The organism is Lysobacter sp. F6437, assembly GCF_052547215.1.
The window spans coordinates 1,268,795-1,292,236 of sequence record NZ_JBQWRB010000001.1 but is presented as its reverse complement, the minus strand read 5'-3'; the positions used below and the strand labels follow the sequence as shown (position 1 = coordinate 1,292,236).

Annotated in this window: 21 protein-coding genes; 8 read left to right on the top strand and 13 right to left on the bottom strand. The window is 69.2% G+C overall.

Annotated features, from left to right (window positions below; translation table 11 throughout):
- Positions 1-20 precede the first annotated feature (20 nt).
- The gene (locus ACT9F5_RS06110; protein ID WP_445119002.1) at positions 21-575 is read right to left on the bottom strand and encodes a cob(I)yrinic acid a,c-diamide adenosyltransferase; all 555 of its coding nucleotides are present in this window, start codon (positions 573-575) and stop codon (positions 21-23) included.
- A 15-nt stretch (positions 576-590) separates the two neighbouring features.
- Positions 591-1,166, bottom strand: coding sequence for a DUF6580 family putative transport protein (locus ACT9F5_RS06105; RefSeq protein ID WP_445119001.1), 576 nt, complete (start codon positions 1,164-1,166; stop codon positions 591-593).
- 43 nt (positions 1,167-1,209) lie between these two features.
- Between ACT9F5_RS06105 and ubiH the strand changes: the two genes are divergently transcribed.
- Together ubiH and ACT9F5_RS06095 are read left to right on the top strand one after the other, a co-directional pair.
- Complete coding sequence (gene ubiH, locus ACT9F5_RS06100) at positions 1,210-2,496, top strand: 2-octaprenyl-6-methoxyphenyl hydroxylase (RefSeq protein ID WP_445119000.1); 1,287 nt, start codon at positions 1,210-1,212, stop codon at positions 2,494-2,496.
- Positions 2,493-3,740, top strand: coding sequence for an FAD-dependent oxidoreductase (locus tag ACT9F5_RS06095; protein WP_445118999.1), 1,248 nt, complete (start codon positions 2,493-2,495; stop codon positions 3,738-3,740). The genes ubiH and ACT9F5_RS06095 overlap by 4 nt, the downstream gene beginning before the upstream one ends.
- Before the next feature lie 16 nt (positions 3,741-3,756).
- Here the strand turns inward: ACT9F5_RS06095 and ACT9F5_RS06090 are convergent, their stop codons facing one another.
- The 5 genes from ACT9F5_RS06090 to ACT9F5_RS06070 all read right to left on the bottom strand — a co-directional run bounded on the left by ACT9F5_RS06090 (position 3,757) and on the right by ACT9F5_RS06070 (position 8,591).
- Positions 3,757-4,518, bottom strand: coding sequence for a hypothetical protein (locus ACT9F5_RS06090; RefSeq protein WP_445118998.1), 762 nt, complete (start codon positions 4,516-4,518; stop codon positions 3,757-3,759).
- 137 nt (positions 4,519-4,655) lie between these two features.
- Positions 4,656-5,714, bottom strand: coding sequence for a 23S rRNA (cytidine(2498)-2'-O)-methyltransferase RlmM (rlmM, locus tag ACT9F5_RS06085; RefSeq protein WP_445118997.1), 1,059 nt, complete (start codon positions 5,712-5,714; stop codon positions 4,656-4,658).
- 118 nt (positions 5,715-5,832) lie between these two features.
- Positions 5,833-6,408: a deaminase gene (locus tag ACT9F5_RS06080; protein WP_445119502.1), complete on the bottom strand. Its 576-nt coding sequence runs from the start codon at positions 6,406-6,408 to the stop codon at positions 5,833-5,835.
- A gap of 10 nt (positions 6,409-6,418) precedes the next feature.
- Positions 6,419-6,811 carry a hypothetical protein gene (locus tag ACT9F5_RS06075; protein ID WP_445118996.1) on the bottom strand — a complete coding sequence of 131 codons (393 nt, stop codon included), beginning with the start codon at positions 6,809-6,811 and terminating at the stop codon, positions 6,419-6,421.
- A 25-nt stretch (positions 6,812-6,836) separates the two neighbouring features.
- A complete protein-coding gene (locus ACT9F5_RS06070; RefSeq protein ID WP_445118995.1) occupies positions 6,837-8,591 on the bottom strand; it encodes a glutamine--tRNA ligase/YqeY domain fusion protein in 1,755 nt (584 codons plus the stop codon).
- Between the two features lie 121 nt (positions 8,592-8,712).
- On the opposite strand from ACT9F5_RS06070, the gene ACT9F5_RS06065 reads away from it, so the two are divergent.
- Positions 8,713-8,982, top strand: a complete 270-nt coding sequence (locus tag ACT9F5_RS06065; RefSeq protein WP_445118994.1) for a putative signal transducing protein — start codon at positions 8,713-8,715, stop codon at positions 8,980-8,982.
- A 117-nt stretch (positions 8,983-9,099) separates the two neighbouring features.
- Here the strand turns inward: ACT9F5_RS06065 and ACT9F5_RS06060 are convergent, their stop codons facing one another.
- The 3 genes from ACT9F5_RS06060 to ahpC form a co-directional block, all read right to left on the bottom strand.
- Entirely contained in the window at positions 9,100-10,014 is a 915-nt protein-coding gene (locus tag ACT9F5_RS06060) for a LysR substrate-binding domain-containing protein (protein ID WP_445118993.1), read from the bottom strand.
- Positions 10,015-10,027: 13 nt separating this feature from the next.
- On the bottom strand, positions 10,028-11,614 hold the full coding sequence (gene ahpF, locus ACT9F5_RS06055; protein WP_445118992.1) for an alkyl hydroperoxide reductase subunit F: 1,587 nt from the start codon (positions 11,612-11,614) through the stop codon (positions 10,028-10,030).
- 263 nt (positions 11,615-11,877) lie between these two features.
- Entirely contained in the window at positions 11,878-12,441 is a 564-nt protein-coding gene (ahpC, locus tag ACT9F5_RS06050) for an alkyl hydroperoxide reductase subunit C (protein WP_445118991.1), read from the bottom strand.
- Positions 12,442-12,691: 250 nt separating this feature from the next.
- On the opposite strand from ahpC, the gene ACT9F5_RS06045 reads away from it, so the two are divergent.
- The 3 genes from ACT9F5_RS06045 to pip all read left to right on the top strand — a co-directional run bounded on the left by ACT9F5_RS06045 (position 12,692) and on the right by pip (position 17,450).
- Positions 12,692-15,403 carry a M1 family aminopeptidase gene (locus ACT9F5_RS06045; protein WP_445118990.1) on the top strand — a complete coding sequence of 904 codons (2,712 nt, stop codon included), beginning with the start codon at positions 12,692-12,694 and terminating at the stop codon, positions 15,401-15,403.
- Positions 15,404-15,614: 211 nt separating this feature from the next.
- Positions 15,615-16,448, top strand: coding sequence for a peptide chain release factor N(5)-glutamine methyltransferase (gene prmC / locus ACT9F5_RS06040; RefSeq protein ID WP_445118989.1), 834 nt, complete (start codon positions 15,615-15,617; stop codon positions 16,446-16,448).
- Positions 16,449-16,505: 57 nt separating this feature from the next.
- Positions 16,506-17,450 (top strand): prolyl aminopeptidase, encoded by a 945-nt coding sequence (gene pip, locus ACT9F5_RS06035; RefSeq protein WP_445118988.1) that lies wholly within the window; start codon positions 16,506-16,508, stop codon positions 17,448-17,450.
- A gap of 84 nt (positions 17,451-17,534) precedes the next feature.
- On the opposite strand, the gene ACT9F5_RS06030 is transcribed toward pip, so the two are convergent.
- The 3 genes from ACT9F5_RS06030 to ACT9F5_RS06020 all read right to left on the bottom strand — a co-directional run bounded on the left by ACT9F5_RS06030 (position 17,535) and on the right by ACT9F5_RS06020 (position 19,786).
- Positions 17,535-18,083, bottom strand: coding sequence for an NUDIX domain-containing protein (locus tag ACT9F5_RS06030; RefSeq protein ID WP_445118987.1), 549 nt, complete (start codon positions 18,081-18,083; stop codon positions 17,535-17,537).
- A gap of 147 nt (positions 18,084-18,230) precedes the next feature.
- A complete protein-coding gene (locus tag ACT9F5_RS06025; RefSeq protein ID WP_445118986.1) occupies positions 18,231-19,169 on the bottom strand; it encodes a 5'-3' exonuclease H3TH domain-containing protein in 939 nt (312 codons plus the stop codon).
- Entirely contained in the window at positions 19,157-19,786 is a 630-nt protein-coding gene (locus tag ACT9F5_RS06020) for a nitroreductase family protein (RefSeq protein ID WP_445118985.1), read from the bottom strand. Before ACT9F5_RS06020 ends, ACT9F5_RS06025 begins: the two co-directional genes overlap by 13 nt.
- 154 nt (positions 19,787-19,940) lie before the next feature.
- Here ACT9F5_RS06020 and ACT9F5_RS06015 point away from each other — a divergent pair, with 154 nt between their 5' ends.
- Positions 19,941-22,214 carry a DUF1631 family protein gene (locus ACT9F5_RS06015; RefSeq protein WP_445118984.1) on the top strand — a complete coding sequence of 758 codons (2,274 nt, stop codon included), beginning with the start codon at positions 19,941-19,943 and terminating at the stop codon, positions 22,212-22,214.
- Positions 22,215-22,302: 88 nt separating this feature from the next.
- Entirely contained in the window at positions 22,303-23,439 is a 1,137-nt protein-coding gene (locus tag ACT9F5_RS06010) for an NAD(P) transhydrogenase subunit alpha (protein ID WP_445118983.1), read from the top strand.
- Positions 23,440-23,442 lie beyond the last annotated feature (3 nt).

Sequence of the window (23,442 nt, the reverse complement as noted above, 5' to 3'; positions counted from 1 at the left end):
CCGGTCGCGCGTTTCCACGTTCAGGCCTTGCGGCGGTCGTGGTTCCACAACACTTCGCCGTGGCCACTGGCACGCGCGAGCACGCGCGACAGCACGAACAGCAGGTCCGACAGGCGGTTGAGGTAGCGCACCGCCTGCGGCCGGACGGTTTCCAGGCGCGACAGCGCGACCGTCTCGCGTTCCGCGCGGCGAACCACGGTGCGGGCGACGTGGCAGCGCGCACCGGCTTCGCCACCCCCGGGCAGGATGAAGTCCTTCAGTGCCGGCAGGGCTTCGTTGAACGCGTCGAGGTGTTGTTCGAGGCGCTCGACGTCGGCGTCGCTGATCGCCGAGTGGCCCGGGATGCACAACTCGCCGCCGAGGTCGAACAACTGGTGCTGGATCGCCACCAGCAGGGTGCGGATGTCATCCGGCAGCCCGCTGGCGAGGACCAGGCCAATCGTCGAATTGGCCTCGTCGACCGTGCCGTAGGCGGTGACCCGCGCGGAATCCTTGGCGACGCGGCTGCCGTCGCCGAGGCCGGTGGTGCCGTCGTCGCCGGTCCGGGTGTAGATCTTCGAGAGCCGGTTGCCCACGCCCCGCGTCGTCCGTCAGACCGTCTGCGCGCGCAGCGCCGGCAATTGCGAGCGCAGCGCGGCGAAGCCACCAAACAGGATCGCCGAATAGAACAGCGTGCCCAGCACCGTCCACTGGAAGAACGGGATGCCGGCCGCATAGGCCGCCACCAGGCCGGCGGCGTTCTTCGGGTACATCGGGTCGCCCAGCCATGCGCCGAAGTTGGTGACCAGGAAGAACAGCACCGAACCGGCGAGCGAATAGCCCAGCACGCGGGCGCCGCCGACCTTGCCGCGCATGCCGAAGCCCATCGCCGTGGTCAGCACGATGCAGCCGTAGACCAGCCAGATGCCGGTGCCGCTGAACCAGCTGGCATACAGGCCGCCATTGAGCGAGGCCAATGCCAGGTCGGACACGAACATGCCCACCAGCGGCACGATCAGCGCCCAGCTGCGGTTGGCAAAATAGGCGCCACCGAACAGCGCGATCGCCGCGATCGGCGAGAAGTTCGGCGGATGCGGCAACACCCGCGTCAGTGCGGCAAGCACGATCAGGCCGACCAGGAGCAGTGGGCCGGCGGCGAAAAGGGTGGAGGCAGCAGGACGGTTCATCGTGACTCGGATACGGGCCGACAGGAGCCGTTAGCATAGCGCAATGGCTGACCCGGCTTTCCCGCAAAAATCCGCCGACCAACCCGCTCCGCTGCACGACGTGCTGATCGTCGGCGGCGGCCTGGTCGGCGCCAGCCTGGCGATCGCACTCGACCGCATCGGCGTCGATGTCGGCCTGGTCGAGGCGGCGGCGCCCGGCGCATTGCCGGCGGTTTTCGACGAGCGCAACCTGAGTTTTGCCGAAGCCACCGTCAATGCCCTCACCGCGTTGGGCGTGATGCAGAAGCTGCGTGCGCCCGGCGGCGCGATCGAACGCATCCATGTCAGCCGGCGCGGCGACTTCGGACGAGGCCTGTTGCGCGCGTCCGGGCATGGCCGTGCGGAGTTCGGGCGGGTGGTGGTCGCGCGCGATTTCGGCGAGGCGCTGGAGGCGAGGCTGGCCGAGCTGCAGCGGCTGACGCGCTATCGACCGGTGCGGTTCCTGGGGTTGGCCGATGCCGATGCCACGGACGCGCGGTCGGTCCGTGTGGCCGACGACGCCGGCGAGTGGGTGTTGCGTGCGCGCTTGCTGGTCGGCGCCGATGGCACCCGCAGCGGCGTGCGTGAGTCGCTCGGCATCGGGACCGACGTCCACGACTACCAGCAGACCCTGTTCGTGACCCGGCTCCGCGCCGAGCGCGCGCCCGACGGCACGGCCTACGAGCGGCTCGGCGAACACGGCCCGACCGCACTGTTGCCGCGCGGCGACCGCCATTACGGCCTGGTCCACGCGGTTGCACGGGCGGACGCCGATGCAATCGCCGCCCTCGACGAGGCCGGCTTCCTGCAACACGCGCAGGACGCGTTCGGCTGGCGGGTCGGGCGCTTCCTCGCGTGCGGCGCACGTAGCGTCTATCCGGCCATACGCGTGCTGTCGCGCCGGACCACCGCCGCGCGCGCGGTGCTGGTCGGCAATGCGGCGCAAACCATCCACCCGATCGGGGCGCAGGGTTTCAACCTGGGCCTGCGCGATGCGCTGACCCTGGCCGAACTGGTCGCCGAGACCCTCGATGCGAAGGGCGGGGGCGACTGCGGCGATGCCGGGCTGCTCGAGCGCTACCTCGCACGGCGCCGCGAGGATCGCGAACGCACCTTGCAGTTCTCCGATGGCCTTGCGCGGCTCAGCGCCAACCCTGCAGGGTTGCTGCGGCCGCTGCGCAGCCTCGGTTTCTTCGCGCTGGATCGACTGCCGTCGGTGCAGTCGGCGCTGGTCGGCGGCGCGCTGGGCTATCGCGGGGACGTGCCGGCGTTGTGCCGGACGCCCGCCGCCGGCGCGGGAACCGGCGCATGAGCCGCCGCGAAATACTCGACGTGGTCGTGGTCGGCGCCGGCGTGGTCGGTGCGGCCGCGGCGCTGGGGTTCGCCCGCGACGGCCTGCGGGTCGCGCTGGTCGAAAGTCGCGAGCCGCCACCGTGGCGGCCCGACGCGCCGGACCTGCGGGTGTATGCGTTCGCCCCCGACAACGCCGCACTGCTCGATGGCCTTGGCGTCTGGGAGTCGATCGGCCGGACGCGGGTCCAGCCATACCGTTCGATGCGGGTGTGGGATGCGGCCGGCGGTGGCGAACTCGTGTTCGACGCCGATCGACTGGCCCGGCGCGAACTGGGCTGGATCGTCGAGCACGGGTTGCTGGTGGATCGCCTGTGGGCGGCCCTGCCTGCCGCAGGGGTACAGGTGCATTGCCCTGCCCGGGTGGTGGGATTGGAGCAGGACGCCGACAGCGCGACCCTGGAGATCGAAGCCGTTACGACACCGCCTGCGAACATCGCCGCCCCCGGTCCATCCTCGATCGCCCCGGCCCGCCGTCACCTGCGCGCGCGACTGGTGGTCGCGGCCGATGGGGCCGATTCGCACGTGCGTGGCCTCGCCGGTATCGACGCCGATCGCCACGATTACCGCCAGCGCGGCCTGGTCGCATTCATCGAACACGACGCACCGCACCAGTCGACCTGCTGGCAACGGTTCCTGCCGGGCGGGCCGCTGGCATTCCTGCCGTTTCCCGAGGGCGACGGCGGTCCGCGCAGCTCGATCGTCTGGACCCTGCCAGAGACCGAGGCGGCACGCCTGCTGGCGGTCGATGACGCGGCGTTCCTGGTCGAACTGGAGCGGGCCTTCGACGGTCCGCTGGGACCGCTGCGGAGCGTCTCGAAACGGGCGGCGTTCCCGCTGCGGCGCCAGTTGGCAAGCTCGCAGGTAGCCGGGCGGGTCGCGATCGTCGGCGATGCGGCCCACGTGGTGCATCCGCTGGCGGGGCAGGGGGTCAACCTGGGCTTGCGCGATGTCGCCATGCTGCGGACCCGGCTGGCCGATGCCGGCCGCCGCGACGGCGACGTCGGACGGCCGGAGCGATTACAGCGCTGGGCACGGCAGTGCCGCAGCGACAATGCCGTTGCGGCACATGCGTTCGACGGACTCAACCGCCTGTTCTCCAATGATGCGATGGTGCCCACCTTGCTGCGCGGGCCGCTGCTCGGGCTGGCCGGTCGGCTGCCACCACTCACGCAGGCGCTGTGGCGGCGCGCGGCCGGCGTTTAACCGCTACTGCAACCTTTTACAACCAGCCCTTCAGCTCGGACCGGCTCAGTCGACCGTTGTCGTCGATGTCGACCGCGATGAACTCGGCGGTCAGGGTTGTATTCGAACTGGCTTCGGAACGGCTGATGTTGCCGTCGCCATTGCCATCCATCGCGGCGAAATCGATCTGGTAATCACCCACGATCGAGTTGGACGGACTGGAAGTGAACGTGACCTCGGCTTCGCCGCTCGCGCCCACCGGCGGCACCTGCGGCGCAACCGTCGTGGCCTGCGCCGTGGCGATCGCAGCTGCCTCCGCGACCTGGTTGGCATCGTCGGCGACGGCGCCGGCCATCTCGGCGTCTGCCGAAGCCTGCCGGGCTTCCATCGCGGCGCCTACCTGCAAGTCGCCGTCCTCGGCCGCAGCCTTCGCGCCAAGAGCGGTCTGCGCCGCCCGCGATGCCTGCTGCGCGGCTATCTGGGCATCCACCGAGGCCTGGTCGGCGATCGCGGCGGTTGCCTCGGCGGTCAGTTCGCCGTCGACCGTGGCGGCCGGGGTGTTGCTGATCGTGCCGGCGGTCACGGCGGCGTCCTGCGCCGCTTCGGCGTCGGCACGGGCGGCCTGAGCGGCAGCCAGGGCTTCGCGGGCCTCTGCGGTGGCTTCGACCTCGGCTTCCACTTCGGTCATGCCGTCCTGGGCGAATGCGCTGCCGCCCATGCCAAGCGTGGCCAGCAAGGCCAGGCCGAGTGCGTGCGCCTTCAGGGGACGACGGTCAAGGATGATCGATTCGGTGTTCATTGCAGACCCTCCACGGGTGACGGGCTCGGGTTGACAACAGGGGTGACGGGCCGATGTTGGACCCCTTCCAGTCAACCGCGCGTAGACACCCGGACTCCCGGCTGAACCGCGGCCGGACTGCAACTGAACGGCGGTGTTCAGCCCTTGGGCATGGCGAACACGGTGATTTCCTCGCGGTCGTGGAACAGCTGCCTGGCACGGATGGTCAGCTTGCGGTGGCTGCCGTGCTCGAAGGCCTCCAGGCAGATACGGGTCTCCTCCCAGCGCTTCTTCATCGGCAGCTTGAGGTTGAACACCGCATGCCGGCACCAGTCCTCGCGGAACCAGGTGGCCATGCGCTCGGCGACCCGGCGCGGTTGTTCGACCATGTCGCAGACCATCCAGTCCAGGCGGCGTCGCGGCTGCCAGGTGAAGCCGTCGGCGCGCAGGTGGTCGACCCGGCCGCTGTCGAGCAGGGCCTGCTTCAACGGGCCATTGTCGACCGCGGTGACCATCATGCCGTGGCGCATCAGCACCCAGGTCCAGCCGCCGGGTGCGGCGCCGAGGTCGGCCGCCTGCATGTTGTCGCGCAGCAGGCGGGCGCGTTCGTCGTCGTCGAGCAGGGTCAGCAGCGCCTCTTCGAGTTTCAGCGCGGAGCGGCTCGGGGCGTCGGCATTCACGCGCAGGCGCGGGATGCCGAGCGGCCATGGGGCGCTGTCGGCCGGGTCGCTGCTGGCGAGGACGATGTGGTGGCCGCTGAGGAACACCACGTGCAGCCGCGGGCGGCGGGGATCGTCCTGTGCGGTCAGCCAGCCGGCTTTGCGCAGTGCCGGCCGCAAGGCGTTGCCAAAACTGCGGGCGAGCCCGGCCAGTGGTTTGCCGGTGTCGGAATCGGGGTGTTCGGCCCAGAGCTCGCCGAATGGCACGACCGGGCCCAGCGCGTTGAGCGCGTCGAGCACGGGGGTGATCCGGTCGGTCGGGTTGAGGCCGCGCAGGTCGGCCAGCCGCAACAGCTTCTGCCGCGCGAACACCAGTTGCTCGAACGGCAGCGCGCGTGACAGCGCCGCGGCGCTGTCACCGATGAACTCCACGTAGCCGGTTCCGCGGTCGGCCCGGGCATAGCCGGGCTGGCCAGCCAGGGCGGCACGTTCGGTGAGTTCGGCGGCGAGTTCGGGTTCGAAGCCGGCGCGGCACCAGCAAAACAGGGCGTCGGTCATGGGGGCGCTGGGTAGGAGCGGCTTCAGCCGCGATAGATGATCGGTGTGACCATACGCGTCCCCGTCGCCGGCGTCTGCCCGGGACAGTCATGCATCACCCCGTTGGGTTCGAACAGCCTCAGTAGCCGGGACCGCCGAGTCGGCCGTAATCGCGCAACACCGCGCAGGCCGTGTCGTGCTGGAGGTCACGCACGACCGCGATGCCATGGCGCTGCAACTCGCCGATCCAGTCGGCCGGCAGCGGTCCCTCGTCGAACTCGGTCAGCGCCTCGACGTCCTCGCTGCGCGCGCCGATCAGCAACCGGTCGATGCCGGCCCAGAAGCTCGCACCGTAGCACTGGCAGCACGGCTGGGCCGAGGTCGCCAGGGTCACCGGGCCGGATTTGACGCCTGGCTCGGGTTCGTTGAGCCGGGCACGCTGGATGCGTTGCTGGGCCAGCATGAAGGCCATGGTTTCGGCGTGCGCCAGCGAGCAGGATTGCGGCAGCACGCGGTTGACCCCGACCGCGATGATGCGGTCGTCGGGACCAAACACCGCGGCACCGAACGGCCCGCCACTGTGCGCATCGACGTTGCGCCGCGCCAGGTCGATGGCGAGTTCGACCTTGGCATCGTCGCCCGGATAGCTCCGCCCGGTGTCGACCACGTCGTGCACCCATGCCGGGAGCGTCAGGTGGATCTGTGCATACAGCATTGCCACGCGCCTACTCCAGCAGTGCCTTGTTGCTGCCCTTGCACTCGCCGGCCACGCACTGGCAACTGGTGATCGCGGGGAAACCGCAGACCGAGGCCATGCCGGACTTCGCGCACTGGGCCTTGACGCCTTCCGGGTCGGTCGGGCTGTCGACGTTGACGCAGGCCGGGTAATGGCCGCAGCAATTGCCGACGTCCTTGACCGTGCATTCGGCGTCGGTGCTGCAACTGCGGTTGATCTCCACCCCGTTGTCGGGTGCTGCAGGCGTGGGCACCGACTCGACTGGAGCGGCGCGATCGTTCCCGGGCGACGGCGCCGCGCAACCGGCGCCCGCAAGCACCAGCGCAGCAAGCAGTGGAAGGCCAAACCGGCGAATCGAACGGAACAGCAGCGAGACGGGCATCAGGCTTCTCCGTGGCTTCGAGGACTCAAGCTTTGCCCGCCCAGATGTCACGCAGCGTGACGCTGCGGTTGAACACAGGGCGGGCAGGCGCGTGGTCGCGGCGGTCGGCGCTGAAGTAACCGAGCCGCTCGAACTGGAACGCCTGCTCCGGCGCGGCGTCCGCGGCGGCCGGCTCGACATAGCCGGTCACGGTGCGGCGCGAATCCGGGTTCAGGTGGTCCTGGTAGGTCTTTCCATCACTGTCGTCGTCCGGATTCGGGACCGAGAACAGGCGGTCGTACAGTCGGATCTCGGCCTCGACCGCATCGCGCGCGCCGACCCAGTGGATGGTGCCCTTGATCTTGCGGTTGGCGCCTTCCATGCCGGGGCGCGACTCGGGGTCGAGGGTGCCGCGCAGTTCGACCACGTTGCCGGCGTCATCCTTGATGACTTCGTCGCAACGCACGATGCCGGCGCCGCGCAGGCGCACTTCGCCGCCGGGGACCAGCCGCTTGAAACCCTTGGGCGGCACCTCGGCGAAGTCGTCGCGCTCGATCCACAGCTCGCGCGAGAACGGCACTTCACGGCTGCCGAAGCTTTCATCCTTCGGGTGGTTCGGGAAGGTCAGCGACTCGGCGTGGTCGTCGGGCAAATTGGTCAGCACCAGCTTCAGCGGTTCGACCACCGCCATCCGCCGTGGCGCACGCGCGTCGAGGTCCTCGCGCAGGCAACCCTCAAGCACCGAGAAGTCGATCAGCGAGTTCTGCTTGCTCACACCCAGGCGCTCAGCGAACAGCCGCAGCGACGCCGGGGTATAACCGCGGCGACGGATGCCCTGCAACGTCGGCATGCGCGGGTCGTCCCAGCCGTCGACCAGCCCGGCCTGCACCAGCGCCATCAGCTTGCGCTTGCTCATCACCGTGTAGTTGAGGTTGGCGCGCGAGAACTCGATCTGGCGCGGCTTGCGCGCTTCGAACGGCAGGCCGTTGGACGTCAGCGACTCCAGCAATTCGGGCGAATGGGCGAGGTCGACCTTGTCGACGCACCAGTCGTACAGCGGCCGGTGGTCCTCGAACTCCAGCGTGCACAGCGAATGGGTGATGCCCTCGATCGCGTCGCTGAGCGAATGCGCGTAGTCGTACATCGGGTAGATCGGCCAGGCATCGCCGGTGTTCTGGTGCGGCACCTTCTTGACCCGGTACAACGCCGGGTCGCGCAGGTTGATGTTGCCCGCGCCCATGTCGATCTTGGCGCGCAGGGTGTGGCTGCCGTCGGCGAACTCGCCCGCGCGCATGCGGCGGAACAGGTCGAGGTTTTCCTCGACGCTCCGATCGCGGAACGGCGACGGGCGGCCCGGCTCGATCAGGCTGCCGCGGTATTCGCGGATCTGCTCGGCACTCAGGTCGCAGACGAACGCATCGCCCTGTTCGATCAGCTTCTCGGCGCCGCGGTAGAACACCTCGAAATAATCGGAGGCGTGGCGCAGCTCGTTCCACTCGAAGCCCAGCCAGCGCACGTCCTCCTGGATCGCGGCGACGTACTCGGGGTCTTCCTTGGCCGGGTTGGTGTCGTCCAGCCGCAGGTTGCAGACGCCGCCGAATTCGGCCGCGAGGCCGAAGTCCAGGCAGATCGCCTTGGCGTGGCCGATGTGCAGGTAGCCGTTGGGCTCGGGCGGGAAGCGGGTCTTGACCGCCGTGTGCTTGCCGCTGGCGAGGTCGTCGCGGACGATCTGGCGGACGAAGTCCTGCCTGACGGGAGCATCCGGGGCGACGGGGGCGTTGGGGTCTGGCGTGACGGACATGCGGCGCGGCTGCAGGCGGGGAGGTCGTGCAGTTTAGCGGTTGGGCGCGGCATACGCCGGCCTCCGCGGGTTCACGCGGGCGCGGCTATGCTGCCGATATCCCCGCTGCGGAACGCCCTCGATGAAAGTTGTCTACGAAGCGGCCGGCCTGATTGACGCGCACCTGGTCAAGCATGCCTTGGAGGCGGCCGAGCTCCCGGTGTTCCTCAAGGGCGAGGCGCTGCTGGGCGGCATGGGGGAGTTGCCGCTGTTCGGCGTCGTCCAGGTCTGCGTGCCGGACAGTGCGTGGCCGCAGGCGCGGGAGGTGGTCGATGCGCTGGAGCTTGGCTCGCCGGCGGGCGCGGCCGATGACACGTCCGATTGGGATGGGACGGTGCCCGCCCCCGGCTGATCGTGTGTGTCGCTGCACGGGCTTTTTTTGCAGGAGCGGCTTTAGCCGCGATCTGGGCCGGCGCGGGCGAACGGTTTCCGTTCGCGGCTAAAGCCGCTCCTACAGTGGAGCGATACTTCAGGCGACCTTGGGCGGCTCCAGCAACGCTGCCGGCACCTGCCGGAACGCACCCGCCAACTGCTGCAGGAATGCATCCATCGCCGAGCTCTTGCGCCACACCATCGCGATCCGACGATGCGGCGGCTGGCCCTTGAACGGCAGCAGCGCGATATCGGGCGACACCGGCACCGGCGGCTGTATCGCCAACACCGGCAGCAGGGTGATGCCGACGCCGGAAGCGACCATCTGCCGCAACGTCTCCAGCGAGGTGGCGCGGAAGCCGTCGCGTTCGTCGGCGCCGGACATCCGGCAGACATCGAGCGCCTGGTCGCGCAGGCAGTGGCCTTCCTCCAGCAGCAGCAGGTGCTGGTCGTCGAGCTGGCCCAGGTTCAGCGAATCCTGCCGGGCCATCGCGTGGCCGCGTGGCACCGCCAGCAGGAACGGTTCGTCGAACAGCGGCTCGACGTGCAACTGCTCGTCGTGCAGCGGCAGGGCGAGGATACCGGCGTCGAGCCGGCCGTCGCGCAGGCGGGCGAGGATCTGGTCGGTCTTCTCCTCGACCAGCAGCAACTCCAGTCGCGGGAAGCGCTCGCGCACGGCCGGCAGCACGTGCGGCAGCAGGTACGGGGCGAGGGTGGGGAACAGCCCCAGCCGCACCGTGCCGGCTTCCGGGTCCTGGCTGCGGCGGGCGACCTCGACCATCTGGTCGACCTCGGCGATCACCCGCCGCGCGCGTTCGGCGATGTCGCGGCCGATCGGGGTCAGCATCACCCGCCGCGGCGCGCGCTCGACCAGTGCGACCCCTAGTTCCTCCTCCAGCTTCCTGATCTGGGTCGACAGGGTCGGCTGGCTGACGAAGCTGGCCGCGGCGGCGCGACCGAAATGCTTGTGGTCGGCCAGCGCCAGCAGGTACCGGAGGTCGCGCAGGTTCATGTCGGCGGCTCGGTCAGGCCGCTTGCGCTTGCTGCGCCGGCGCGGAGGTGCGGATCAGGTGGTCGAACGCGCTCAGCGCGGCGGTCGAGCCGGCACCCATCGCGATCACGATCTGCTTGTACGGCACCGTGGTCGCATCGCCGGCGGCGAACACGCCCGGCATCGAGGTCGCGCCGCGCTCGTCGATCACGATCTCGCCACGCGGCGACAGTTCGACGTCGCCCTTGAGCCATTCGGTGTTCGGCAGCAGGCCGATCTGCACGAAGATGCCTTCCAGCTCGACCGTATGGATGCCGCCGTTCTCGCGGTCGGTATAGACCAGGCCGGTGACCTTCTGGCCATCGCCCAGCACCTCGGTGCTCTGCGCGCTGACGATGATGTCGACGTTCGGCAGGCTGCGCAGCTTGCGTTGCAGCACCTCGTCGGCGCGCAGCTTGCTGTCGAACTCGACCAGGGTGACGTGGTGGACGATGCCGGCCAGGTCGATCGCGGCCTCGACGCCGGAGTTGCCGCCGCCGATCACCGCCACCCGTTTGCCCTTGTACAGCGGGCCGTCGCAGTGCGGGCAGTAGGCCACGCCCCTGTTGCGGTACTGCTCCTCGCCGGGTACGCCCATCTGCCGCCAGCGCGCGCCGGTGGACAGGATGACGCTGCGTGACTTCAGGCTCGCGCCGTTGGCCAGCTGCACCTCGACCAGTCCGCCGGGCTCGCTAGCGGGGATGAGCTTCTCCGCGCGCTGCAGGTTCATGATGTCGACGTCGTATTCGCGCACGTGCTGCTCCAGCGCGGTCGCCATCTTCGGGCCTTCGGTGTACTGCACCGAGACGAAGTTCTCGATCGCCATCGTGTCCAGCACCTGGCCGCCGAAGCGCTCGGCGGCGACGCCGGTGCGGATGCCCTTGCGCGCGGCATAGACCGCCGCCGCCGAGCCGGCCGGACCGCCGCCGATGACCAGTACGTCGAATGCCTCCTTGGCCTTGATCTGCTCGGCCGCGCGCTCGCCGGCGCCGGTGTCGAGTTTGGCGATGATCTGCTCGACCGTCATCCGGCCGGTGTCGAATGCCTCGCCGTTGAGCAGCACCGTCGGCACCGACATGATCTCGCGCGCCTCGACTTCGCTCTGGAACAGCGCGCCGTCGATCGCGACGTGGTGGATATTCGGGTTCAGCACGCTCATCAGGTTGAGCGCCTGCACGGTATCGGGGCAGCTCTGGCACGACAGCGACATGAAGGTTTCGAAGTGGTACTCGCCCTCGAGGTCGCGGACCTGGTTGGCCAGTTCCTCGTCGATCTTCGCCGGATGCCCGCCGGCCCACAGCAGCGCCAGCACCAGCGAGGTGAATTCGTGGCCCATCGGGATCGCGGCGAACGACACCGTGACATCGGTGCCGAGCCGGTTGATCGCGAACGACGGCTTGCGCGCGTCGGCGCTGTCGTCGCGACGCAGGGTGATCCGGTCGGACATCGAGGCGATATCGTGCAGCAGCGCGTCGAGTTCACGCGATTTGTCGCCGTCGTCGAGCGAAGCCACCAGCTCGATCGGCTGGACCAGCTTCTCCAGGTAGGCCTTCAACTGGGTCTTGAGGTTGTCGTCGAGCATGGGAAGGGCTCCAGTGACTGGAAATCGGGGAAGGGGTGCTTGCAGGAGCGGCCTGGGCCGAGGGGAGGGAGCCGGCGGGGAATCGTTCCGGCACGGCGCAGGCCGCTGATGCAAGCATCCGAGGTATCGGGGGCGTCCGGGCCGGCGCGGGCGGCTTGGGCGAGACACGCCGTGAACCCATCCATGGGGGCTCATAGGCAACATCCATGTTGCCTATGGTCTCGCCCAAGCCACCCGCACCGACCCGGACTACGTGGCGCGTGTTAGATCTTGCCGACCAGGTCCAGCGACGGCTCCAGGGTCTTCTCGCCTTCCTTCCACTTGGCCGGGCAGACCTCGTTCGGGTGGGCGGCGACGTACTGGGCGGCCTTGACCTTGCGCAGCAACTCGCTGGCATCGCGGCCGATGCCGCCGGCGTTGATCTCGACGATCTGGATCTTGCCGTCCGGGTCGATCACGAAGGTGCCGCGGTCGGCCAGGCCCACTTCCTCGATCATCACGTCGAAGTTGCGGCTGACCAGGCCGGTCGGGTCGCCGATCATCGTGTACTTGATCTTCTTGATCGCCTCGGAGCTGTCATGCCACGCCTTGTGGGCGAAATGGGTGTCGGTGGAGACGCTGTAGATCTCCACGCCCAGCTTCTGGAACTCGGCGTAGTTGTCGGCCAGGTCCTCCAGCTCGGTTGGGCAGACGAAGGTGAAGTCGGCCGGATAGAAGAACACGACCGACCACTTGCCCTTCAGATCGGCGTCGGAGACTTCGAAGAACTTGCCTTCCTTGAATGCCTGGGCCTTGAACGGCTTGATTTCGGTGTTGATCAGAGACATTGAGTCAGTCCTTGGTTGGGGGGTGGAGGGTGGAAAGTGCGGCCATGGTAGGCCGGGGTATCGATTCGATCAAATCGATTGATGGGATCGATACAATAGGTTGCATCTATCAAAACCCTGGCGCCTTCCCGGACGGACGATAGGCCGCCCGGTGTAAGCCGGCGTGGTCATGACTATCGTCATGGGGCACCCGGGTGCATGGCGGCTATCGTCGGCGTTCACCTGAACCAACGACCCTGGGGGTCACGCCGTGCACCGCATCCGCCACCTTGCCTGCGCCGTCGCGCTGGCGTTGACCACCTCTACCGCGGCCGTTGCCGCCCAGTCCGAAACGCCCGCCGCCGCGAGCGCCGACAGTGCCGTCCCGACCGGCCAGCTTCCGCGCACCGTGGTGCCGACCCTGGTCGAGCTCGAACTCAAGCTCGACCCCGCGCAGGAGCGGTTCTCGGGCAGCACGGTGATCCATGCCGATGTCGCCGAGCCGACCGACGTGGTCTGGATGCATGGTCGAGACCTCGACATCAAGTCCGCCGAAGCGGTGCTGCCCGACGGCACCCGGGTCGCGCTGGATGCCGAGCAGGTGCACGTCTCCGGCGTACTCAAGCTGGCCGCCGCGCAGGCCCTGCCCGCCGGCAAGGTCGACATCGAGATCGCCTTCGAGGCGCCGTACGGCAACCTGATGGGCGCCTACCGGGTCAAGCCGAAGGACCAGAACTACATCGTCACCCAGATGGAGGCGATCGGCGCGCGCAGCACCTTCCCGAGCTTCGACGAGCCCAGCTTCAAGCAGCCGTGGGACGTGACGTTGATCGTGCCGGACGCCGACACCGCGATCGCCAACACGCTGGTCGAGAAGACCGAGGACCTCGACGGTCCGTGGAAGAAGCTGACCTACGCCCGCACCGAGGCGTTGCCGACCTACCTGCTGGCGTTCGTGGTGGGTCCGTGGGACGTGCCGGCGGGTCCGGACATCGCCGCCAATGGCGACCGCGGCCAGTCGATCCCGCTGCGCGGTGTAGCGGCGCAGGGCGAAGGCGAGCGGATGGCGTACTCGCTGGAGAACACCCCGGTCATCGTCACCGCGCTCGAGGACTACTTCGGCATCCCGTATCCCTTCTCCAAGCTCGACAACGTCGCCGCTCCCGACTTCGGCGCCGGCGCGATGGAGAACGCCGGGCTGATCATCTACCGCGACACCCTGATGCTGATCGACGACGACTCTTCGGTCGGCCAGCGCCAGGGCTTCTGGGGCGTCAGCGCGCACGAGCTGGCGCACCAGTGGTTCGGCAACCTGGTGACGATGGCCTGGTGGGACGACCTGTGGCTCAACGAGGCGTTCGCGACCTGGATGGGCAACAAGATCACCGGCCAGCTGCAGCCGAGCTTCCACACCGACCGCAACATCCTCGAAGGCGGCCTGCGCGCGATGGGCGCCGACAGCCTGGCGTCGACCCGCCGCATCCACCAGCCGATCAGCGACTTCACCCAGATCCAGTCGGCGTTCGACGGCATCACCTACCAGAAGGGTGGCGCGGTGCTGTCGATGTTCGAGAACTTCGTCGGCGAGGAGAACTTCCGCAAGGGCATCCACAACTACCTGGTCGAGCACGCCCGCGGCAACGCCACCAGCAAGGACCTGATCGACGCGGTGGCCGCGCAGAGCGACGACGCCGAGGGCATCAAGGCGTCGTTCCTGAGCTTCATCGACCAGCCCGGCGTGCCGATGGTCAAGGTCGATGTCGACTGCGCCGATGGCAAGTCGCCGGCGCTGACGCTGAGCCAGAATCGCTATCTGCCGCTGGGCTCCACCGCCAGCGCCGCGCAGACCTGGGGCATCCCGATGTGCGTGCGTTACGCGGCCGATGGCGAGGTGCACGAGCAGTGCGGCCTGGTCGACGGCCAGCAGGCACGCTTCGAACTCGAAGACACGCAGAGCTGCCCGGCCTGGGTGATGCCGAACGCGCACGGCGACGGTTACTACCGCTTCGCGCTCGCACCAAAGTGGCAGCAGTCGCTGTCGGACGCGTTCGCCGACCTCGACGAGCGCGAGCAGCGCGTCTACGCCGACTCGGTCACCGCGGCGTACGGCGCCGGTGACCTGACCGTCTCGCAGATGATCGCGGCGCTGCCGCAGTTCGCCACCGCCGACTCGCGCCAGACCGCGACCGCCGGCATGTGGACCTTCGACTGGATCAACGACTACCTGATCGAGGACGAAGCCGAGCGCACGAAACTTCGCGCGCACTTCGCCGACATCTACCGCCCGCGCCTGCAGGCGCTCGGGATGGCACCGAAGGATGGCGAGAGCGACGACGATCGCCTGCTGCGCAGCCAGTTGATCGGCTACTTCGCCGAAGGCGTGGAGGACCCGGCGGTGCGTGCCGACTTCGTCCAGCGCGGTAACACCGTGCTCGGTCTCGGTGGTGACGGTGAGCTGCATGCCGACGCGGTCCCACAGGACCTGCGCGATACCGCGGTCAGCGTTGCGGTGCAGGACGGCGGCAAGGCGGCGTTCGACCTTGCCGAGAAGCACCTGCGGGCCAGCGACGACGCCGTGATCCGGCGCGAGATGCTCGGCGCGATGGGCAGCGTCACCGACCCGGCGCTGGCGGCCCGCGCGCGCGGCTTCGTGCTGGAGCCGGGCCTGCTGCGGCTCAACGAGATCTTCTCGGTGATCTTCAGCCAGGCCGGCGAGGAAGAACTGCGCCCGGGGCTGCGCGAGTGGCTGGAAACCAACTACGACGCCCTGCAGGCCAAACTCGACCCGGGTGGTTCGGCGATCGCCAGCGCCTATGCCGCGGGGATGTGCAGCGTCGAGGACGCCGCCGCGCTGCAGACGCGTTTCGGCGAACGCATGGAAACCATCGAAGGCGGTCCGCTGGACCTGAAGCAGCGCGTCGAGGCGATCGGCCTGTGCGCCGCCGCCAAGGCCGCCCGCGCCGACCAGCCGATCGAGTACTGATCGGACCGGACGGGGCGCCAGTCGCCCCGTCCGGCCGTGGTGCTCCGAGCCGTTGTAGGAGCGGCTTCAGCCGCGGTCGGATAGTCGTTCGCCCGCGCCGGCCCCCGATCGCGGCTGAAGCCGCTCCTACGAAAAGCCGTCCGTGCACAGGGCCGCGTAACATGCGTATCCCTGATGCAGGACATTCCATGATTGCCATTCGCACCTTTCGATGGCCCGCATAGACGCCGCCCTCCGTGCGGCCCGCGAAGGTCTCGGGCCCGGCGACGCCGAGCTCCTGTTGGCCCACGTACTGGATCGCCCGCGCAGTTGGCTTTACGCGCATGGCGACGACGAACTCGATGCCGCCGCGGCCGCGCGCTTCGACATCCTGCTCACCCGCCGCCACGCCGGCGAGCCCGTCGCCTACCTGACCGGACACCGTGGCTTCTGGCGGTTCGACCTGGAGGTCAACCGCGCAACCCTGATCCCCCGCCCGGAAACCGAGCTGCTGGTCGAACTCGCGCTCGCGCGCCTGCCGGCCGATCGCCCGTTGCGGATCGCCGACCTCGGCACCGGCAGTGGCGCGATCGCGCTGGCGCTGGCGCATGAGCGGCCCCACGCCGATGTCGTCGCCACCGATGCCAGCCCCGACGCGCTGGCGGTCGCCGCCACCAATGCAAAAGCGCTTGGATTGGCCAACGTGCGGTTCCTCCAGGGCGACTGGTTCGCGCCGGTCGCCGGCGAAACCTTCGATCTCATCGCCAGCAATCCGCCCTACATCGCCGACGGCGACGCGCACCTGGGCGAGGGCGACCTGCGATTCGAGCCCCGCAGCGCGCTGGCCTCCGGCATCGACGGTCTCGATGCCATCCGCCGGATCGTGGCCGACGCCCCCACGCACCTGCTTCCCGGCGGCTGGCTGCTGCTTGAGCACGGCTGGGACCAGGGCGACGCCGTGCGCGGGTTGCTGGCTACGGCCGGACTGGTGGAGGTGGAAACCGTTCGCGACCTCGAACAGCGCGACCGCATCAGCCTCGGTCGCCGGCCTGCTGCCCACCCCTGAGGCTGCGACGCCGCGGCGGGCTCGCTAGACTGGCGGCCTCTCCCCACGAGCCTCCGCATGCGCACCCTGTATCCCGAAATCCAGCCCTACGACACCGGCACCCTCAAGGTCGACGAGCGCCACACGCTGTACTACGAGCAGTGCGGCAATCCCGACGGCAAGCCGGTGGTGTTGTTGCACGGTGGTCCGGGCGGCGGCTGCAGCAGCAAGATGCGGCGTTTCCACGATCCCGAAAGGTACCGGATCATCCTGTTCGACCAGCGCGGCAGCGGCCGCTCCACCCCGCATGCGGACCTGGTCGACAACACCACTTGGCACCTGGTCGAGGACATCGAGAAGCTGCGGGTCAAGCTCGACGTCGACAAATGGCAGGTGTTCGGCGGCAGCTGGGGCTCGACCCTGGCGTTGGCCTATGCCGAGAAGCACCCGAAGCGGGTCACCGAACTGGTTCTGCGCGGCATCTTCATGCTGCGCCGCTGGGAACTGGAATGGTTCTACCAGGAGGGCGCCAACCGGCTGTTCCCGGAAGCCTGGGAGCACTACCTCAAGGCGATCCCGGTGGTCGAGCGGCACGACCTGATCAGCGCGTTCCACCGGCGCCTGACCAGCGACGACGAGAAGACCCGGCTGGCCGCGGCCAAGGCCTGGAGCGTGTGGGAGGGCGCGACCAGCTTCCTGCATATCGACGAGGACTTCGCCAACAGCCACGAGGATCCGAAGTTCGCGCTGGCATTCGCCCGGATCGAGAACCACTACTTCGTCAACAGCGGCTTCTTCGAGGTCGACGACCAGCTGCTGCGCGACGCCGGCAACATCGCCGACATCCCCGGCGTCATCGTGCACGGCCGCTACGACGTGGTCTGCCCCGTGCGCAATGCCTGGGACCTGCACAAGGCCTGGCCGAAGGCGGAACTGGCGATCACCCCGGCGTCGGGCCACTCCGCGTTCGAAGCCGAGAACATCGACGCGCTGGTGCGCGCGACCGACGGTTTCGCCGGGTAAAGACAAGCTACCTGCAGGAGCGGCTTCATCCGCGATCGGGAACCGTTCGCTCGTACCGATCCCCGATCGCGGCTGAAGCCGCTCCTACACCGGCGAGCCGTCGGGGTTGTGGTCGATCATCCACAACCCGGCCCACAGCTTGAGGTCGAGTTCGAAGCCCTCGGCCTGCTTCTGCATCAGCCACGCCGGCGCCTGCGCGCGCGGCACCTTGTGCACGGTGATGTCCTCGCTGTCGACTCCGCCGCCTTCGCCGACCTTTGCCAGGTTGCGCGCACGCACGAACGCGATGCGCTCGCTGCTCATGCCCGAGGAGGTCGGTCCGACCAGCAGCACGTCGACCCGCGCGGGCTCCCAGCCGGTTTCCTCGACCAGCTCGCGCCGCGCGGCGGATTCCAGGGTGTCATGCGCGTGGTCGTCGCCGACCAGCCCGGCCGGCATCTCGATCGTGCGTGCACCCAGCGGTACCCGGTACTGCTCGACGAACAACACGTCGTCGCCGGGCGTGACCGCGATGATGATCACCGCCATGCCGTTGCCGTGGGTACGTTCGGCGTATTCCCAGTGCCCGCGGCGGACCATGCGCAGCCACTGGCCGTCGTAGAGGATTTCCGGGGCGTCGTCGTGTTCGGTCATGCCCATGATCGTAACCGCGCCCGTCGACCAGCACGAGCGATGGTTGCGCTGGGCGCGGATCCCTGCCGGGCTCTTGTAGGAGCGGCTTCAGCCGCGATCAGGCAATCGTTCGCTCGCGCCGGCTCCAGATCGCGGCTGAAGCCGCTCCTACACAGGCGGGGCGAACTCGAGGCCGGCCGCGTCATGTAGCCGGCGGCGGGTCATCGGACCGAACCGCAGGCTGTCGCACAACGCAACCAGCCCCTCGCGATCGGCGTCGCCGCGGACGAAGTGGCGGTCGGCGCCGTCCAGTGCCACGTCGCACGCGATCGTCGACAACTGCCGGCACAACAGCGCCTGCTCGCGATGCAGCCGCAGCCGTTCGGCGCAGGCCTTGGCGCCGCGCAGGCGCAGGAACGGGATCTCCTCGACGCGTTCCAGCAATGCATCCAGCGTGTCGAAATGCGCCAGCAACGCGGCCGCGGTCTTGGCACCAATGCCGGGCACGCCCGGGATGTTGTCGACGGCGTCGCCACACAGGGCCAGGTAGTCGGCCATCTGCCGGGCCTCGACGCCATGCCGTGCCGGCACGCCGTCGGCGCCCCATCGCTGGCCGCGGGCGAAATCCCACTGCTCGTCGTGGGTGCCGAGCAGCTGCGACAGGTCCTTGTCGGCCGACACGATCACCGAGCGGAACCCATGTGCGCGCGAGCCGTGGCAGGCGCTGCCGATGAGGTCGTCGGCCTCGTACTCGCGGTGGCCGAGCACGCTGAGGCCGAGCGCCACGCACAGCGCGCGGCAATGCGCGAACTGGCGCTTCAGTTCTTCCGGCGCCGGATCGCGGTTGGCCTTGTAGGCGGGGTAGAGGGCCTTGCGGAAGCACGAATCGAGCGCCTCGTCGAAGGCGATGGCGATGTGCTGCGGGCGGGCCCGGTCGAGCAGTTCCAGCAGGAAGCGGGCGAAGCCGTGGACCGCATTGGTCGGCCAGCCGTCGGCATCGCGGAATTCGTCCGGCATCGAGTGCCAGGCCCGGAACACGTACAGGCTGGCGTCGACCAGATAGAGGGTGCGGTGGGGTGCGACCGCGACGGCGCTCACGCGGTCCACTCGCGAAGCAGCTCCGCGGGGTCGGGCCGATCACGCTCGGGCACCTCGATCTTCGGCGTGCCCAGGTGGATGAAGCCGATCACGCGCTCGTCCGCGTCCAGCCCGAGCAGGTCCGCGACACCGCGGTCGTACGCGGCCCAGCCGGTCAGCCAGCAGCCACGGAAGCCGAGCGCCTGCGCGCCCTGCAACAGCGCGAAACAGGTGCAGCCAGCACTGAGCAGGCGCTCCTGTTCGGGAATCTTCGCGTCCTCGCCCAGTCGCGCGATCGCCACGACGATCAGCGGCGCGTGCAGGTAGCGGTCGCGGTCCTTGTCGAGCAGTGCCGGGCTGGCGTCGGGATCGACTTCTGCATGGCGCGCGGCCAGGCGTTCGCCGAACACCCGCCGCGCCTCGCCACGCAGGCTCAGGAAGCGGAACGGCACCCGCTTGCCATGGTCCGGCACCCGCACGGCGCTACCCAGCAGCCGCAGCAGCGTCGCCGGGTCCGGTCCGGGCGCCTGCAACTGCAGGAAAGGCACCGATCGGCGCGCATCCAGCCGGGCGAGGGGATCGGAGGGATCGGAATCGAGCCGACGGGCGGAGGCATTGTCGAACCGACCACGGTCATTTGGCGACATCGGTCACAGGTTTGGAAGCAGGCGGAATTGCTGTCGTATCTTGCCACTATGCTGCGCTGAGCGTCCCGAATGGACGCGTCCGCGTCACATCGTCTGGGGAGCAAACGTGTCCACACAGCCGCTCGGCGTCGCCCCCGCGACGCGTACGGATCCCATGCGTACGCTCGAAGAGATCAAGCGCCTCGCGCTGGAGCAACTCGGCGGATTGCCGGGAGGCTTGTACGAACCGGTGGAGGACGCGCTGAAGGCCGCCGCCCGCAACGACGAGGCGCCGGATACCCCGCAGATCCTGTACCAGAACCAGGCCGCACTGTGGGTACTGCGCCAGCACCATGCCGTCCACGTGATGCGCTATCGCCAGCAGGTGGCGCAGGGGTTCGATGATTTCCGCGCGCTTCGCATCCGCAGCCGCGGCGACCTGCCGCTCGGCCTGATCGACGAAAGCCAGATCGACTTCCACCTCGCCGGGCAGGCCCTGGCCGAGGTGGTGGAACACCGCTACGCCGCTCCACTGGAAGCCATGGACGGGCGCCTGCACGCGGTCGCCTCGGCGCTTGGCCTGCCCAAGCCGGTCAACCCGGTCGGGCCTTTGCGGCTCGCGACCGCCTTCGTGGAAACCTTCAGCGACGAACAGGTGCCTGCCGCGCTGCGGGTGCTGTTGTTCACCCAGTACGAAAAGGAGCTGGTGCGGCTGCTGGGCGAGCTGTACGCAAAGGTCAACACGTTGCTGGCGGGCAATGGTTATGGGGTGGACGTGCTGCCCCCGCGCGGCCAGATGTCGATTCGCCCGCACCCGGGTACCGGCGGCACGGGCGGCGGGAACCACTCCGCCCCGGGCATGGACGCCGGGTCCGGGGGGCATGGTGGCGCTCCGGGTCATGCGGGTGGTCCGGTCGCGCCGGGTGCCGATGGGAGCGGCTATTACGGGGCCGCCGCACCTGCCCAAGGCTATGGATACCAAGGCGTTGGCGACAGCGCCAGCCCGGCCGAGCTCGGGGAATTGCGCAGCATGCTGCACGCATGGCGCGAAGGGTCGCTCAAGCCCGCTGCGGAGCAGCGGCAGCAGGCGGAAACTTCGCAGGCGACCGCTCCGCCAGCGACTGCGCGCCGCCAGTTGCGGGTCGATGAAATCGTCAGCGTCGCTTCGTTGCTGCAGGGCGAGCCGGCCGACGTGTTCGCCCGCGCGCTGGCCGGGTCCGGTCGCCTCGCCGGCACCATCCGCGACCAGCTCAACGACGGTTCGCGCCGGCTTGGGCTGGATCCCGAGAAGATCAGTTTCAGCGTGCAGGAAGAGGACGCGATCGACCTGGTCGCGCTGCTGTTCGACTCGCTGTTCACCAGCCACCAGCTGCAGGATCGCGCGCGCCGGTTGTATGCGCGGCTGGTGCTCCCGTACGTCAAGGTGGCGATGACCGACCAGGCATTGTTCGTGGAACCGGCCCACCCGGCACGACGCCTGCTGGACGCCATCACGGAGGCCTGTGCCGGCAATCGCGCAGAAACCCCGCAGGAACGTGAGCTGCTCGATCGCGCCGCCGCGGCTTCGCAGCGCGTGGTATCGGAGTACAACGAGGACCTGGCGATTTTCGAGACCGCCCACGCGGAACTCGACGCGCTGCTGCAGCAACAGCGTCGCCGGATCGAGTTGCAGGCCGAGCGCGCGGCCAAGGCGACGTTCGGCCGCGAGCGCCTCAACCATGCGCGCGAACAGGCCGACGCAGTGCTGGCGCGGCGCGTGGCGGCGCCGCCGCTGAGCCACGCGGTGTCCGAATTTCTCGGCACCTCGTGGCGCCACCACCTGGTCCAGACCCTGCTGCGCGATGGCGATGAAAGCGAGTCGTTCGGCCAGGCCGTGCGCCTCGGCGATGCGCTGGTCGAGGCCGACCGGATCGCCGCCGACGGCCGCGGCCGCGACCTGGCCGAGCGACTGCTCGCGCTGGAGCCGGCGATCGTTGCCTGCCTGGGCAGTTCCGGGCTCGACCACAGCGCCGCCGAGCACGGCTTGGCGGTGCTGGTGAAAGGCCTGGTCTATCCGAATGCACCGCGCGACCTGCATCCGCCACCGGCCTCGCAGGCCGAGGACGACGCGGCCGAACGCGGAGTGTGGCTGGATGCTGCAACCGACGCCGCGCGAATCGATCCGGTCGTGCTCGAGCGCATGGGCAAGCTGCAGCCGGGCGACTGGCTGCAGTTGACCGACCTGCAGGGCGAAGTGGTCGATGCCAAGGTCGCCTGGACCAGCCCGCTGACCCGGCGCCGGTTGATGGTCAACCGGCGCGGCTTGCGGGTGCTGGTCGCATCGGTCGAGGAACTGGCGCGGCTGTCCGCCGTCGGTCGCCTGCAGGTCGGGTGTGAGCCGACCGCGTTCGAGCAGGCCATGCGCCACATGCGCGAGCAGCTCGACAGCGCCACTACCCCCCGCCACTGATCCCCGGAGCTGCCACCGCGCGCACCGACGCGATCGCATCGGTGCGGGGCATTCGCTACGATGCGGCGAACCGGTACGGAGCGTGCGCATGGCCGAGGCAAGGATCACGATTGGTGTCGCCCGCGAGACCGCGCCCGGCGAGCGCCGGGTTGCGCTGACCCCGGAAACGGCGAAGAAGCTGGTGGCCGGGGGTGCGCGGGTCCGGATCGAGCGCGGCGCCGGTTTCGCCTCCGGGTTTGTCGACGATGCCTATGCCGGGGCCGGTGCGGAGCCGGTTGCCGATGCCGCCGCCGCGCTGGACGAGGCCGACCTGGTGCTGTGTGTCCAGCCGCCTGCCGTCGCGCGCCTGCAGCAGCTTCGCGAAGGGACGGTGCTGGTCGGCCTGCTCGCGCCGCAGGCCGATCCGGAGCGGGCTGGGGCGATCACCGGCCGCGGGCTGACGGCATTCCCGCTTGAACGGTTGCCACGTACGACACGCGCACAATCGATGGACGCGCTCAGCTCCCAGGCCGGCATGGCCGGCTACAAGGCGGTGCTGATCGCGGCCCAGTTGGCGCCGCGCTTCTTCCCGATGCTGACCACTGCCGCGGGCACGATCCGGCCGTCCAAGGTGCTGGTGGTCGGTGCCGGCGTCGCCGGCCTGCAGGCCATCGCGACCGCGCGGCGGCTCGGCGCGCAGGTGGAGGGTTTCGACGTGCGGCCGGAGACCCGCGAGCAGATCGAATCGCTCGGCGGCAAGTTCCTGGACCTCGGCGTCAGTGCCGCGGGCGAGGGCGGCTACGCGCGCCAGCTGACCGACGAGGAACGCGCCGAACAACAGCGTCGCCTCGGTGAGCACCTCAAGGGAATCGACGTGGTCGTTACCACCGCGGCGGTGCCGGGGCGGCCGGCGCCGAAGATCGTCAGTGCGGAAATGGTGGCCGGCATGAAGCCGGGCAGCGTGATCGTCGACCTCGCGGCCGAGAGTGGCGGCAACTGCGAGGCGACCCGTCCGGGCGAAACGATCGATGTCGGCGGCGTGACCGTCGCCGGACCGCTCAACCTCGCCAGCAGCGGGGCGGTCCATGCCAGCGAGATGTATGCCCGCAACGTGTTCAATTTCGCCAGCCTGTTGCTGCGCGATGGCGCGCTGGCGTTCGACTGGGATGATGAATTGCTGGCGAAGACGGTGTGGCCGGAACGTGCCGGCGAGGCGCAGGCCGCACCGGCCGCCGCCACCGCGTAGCAG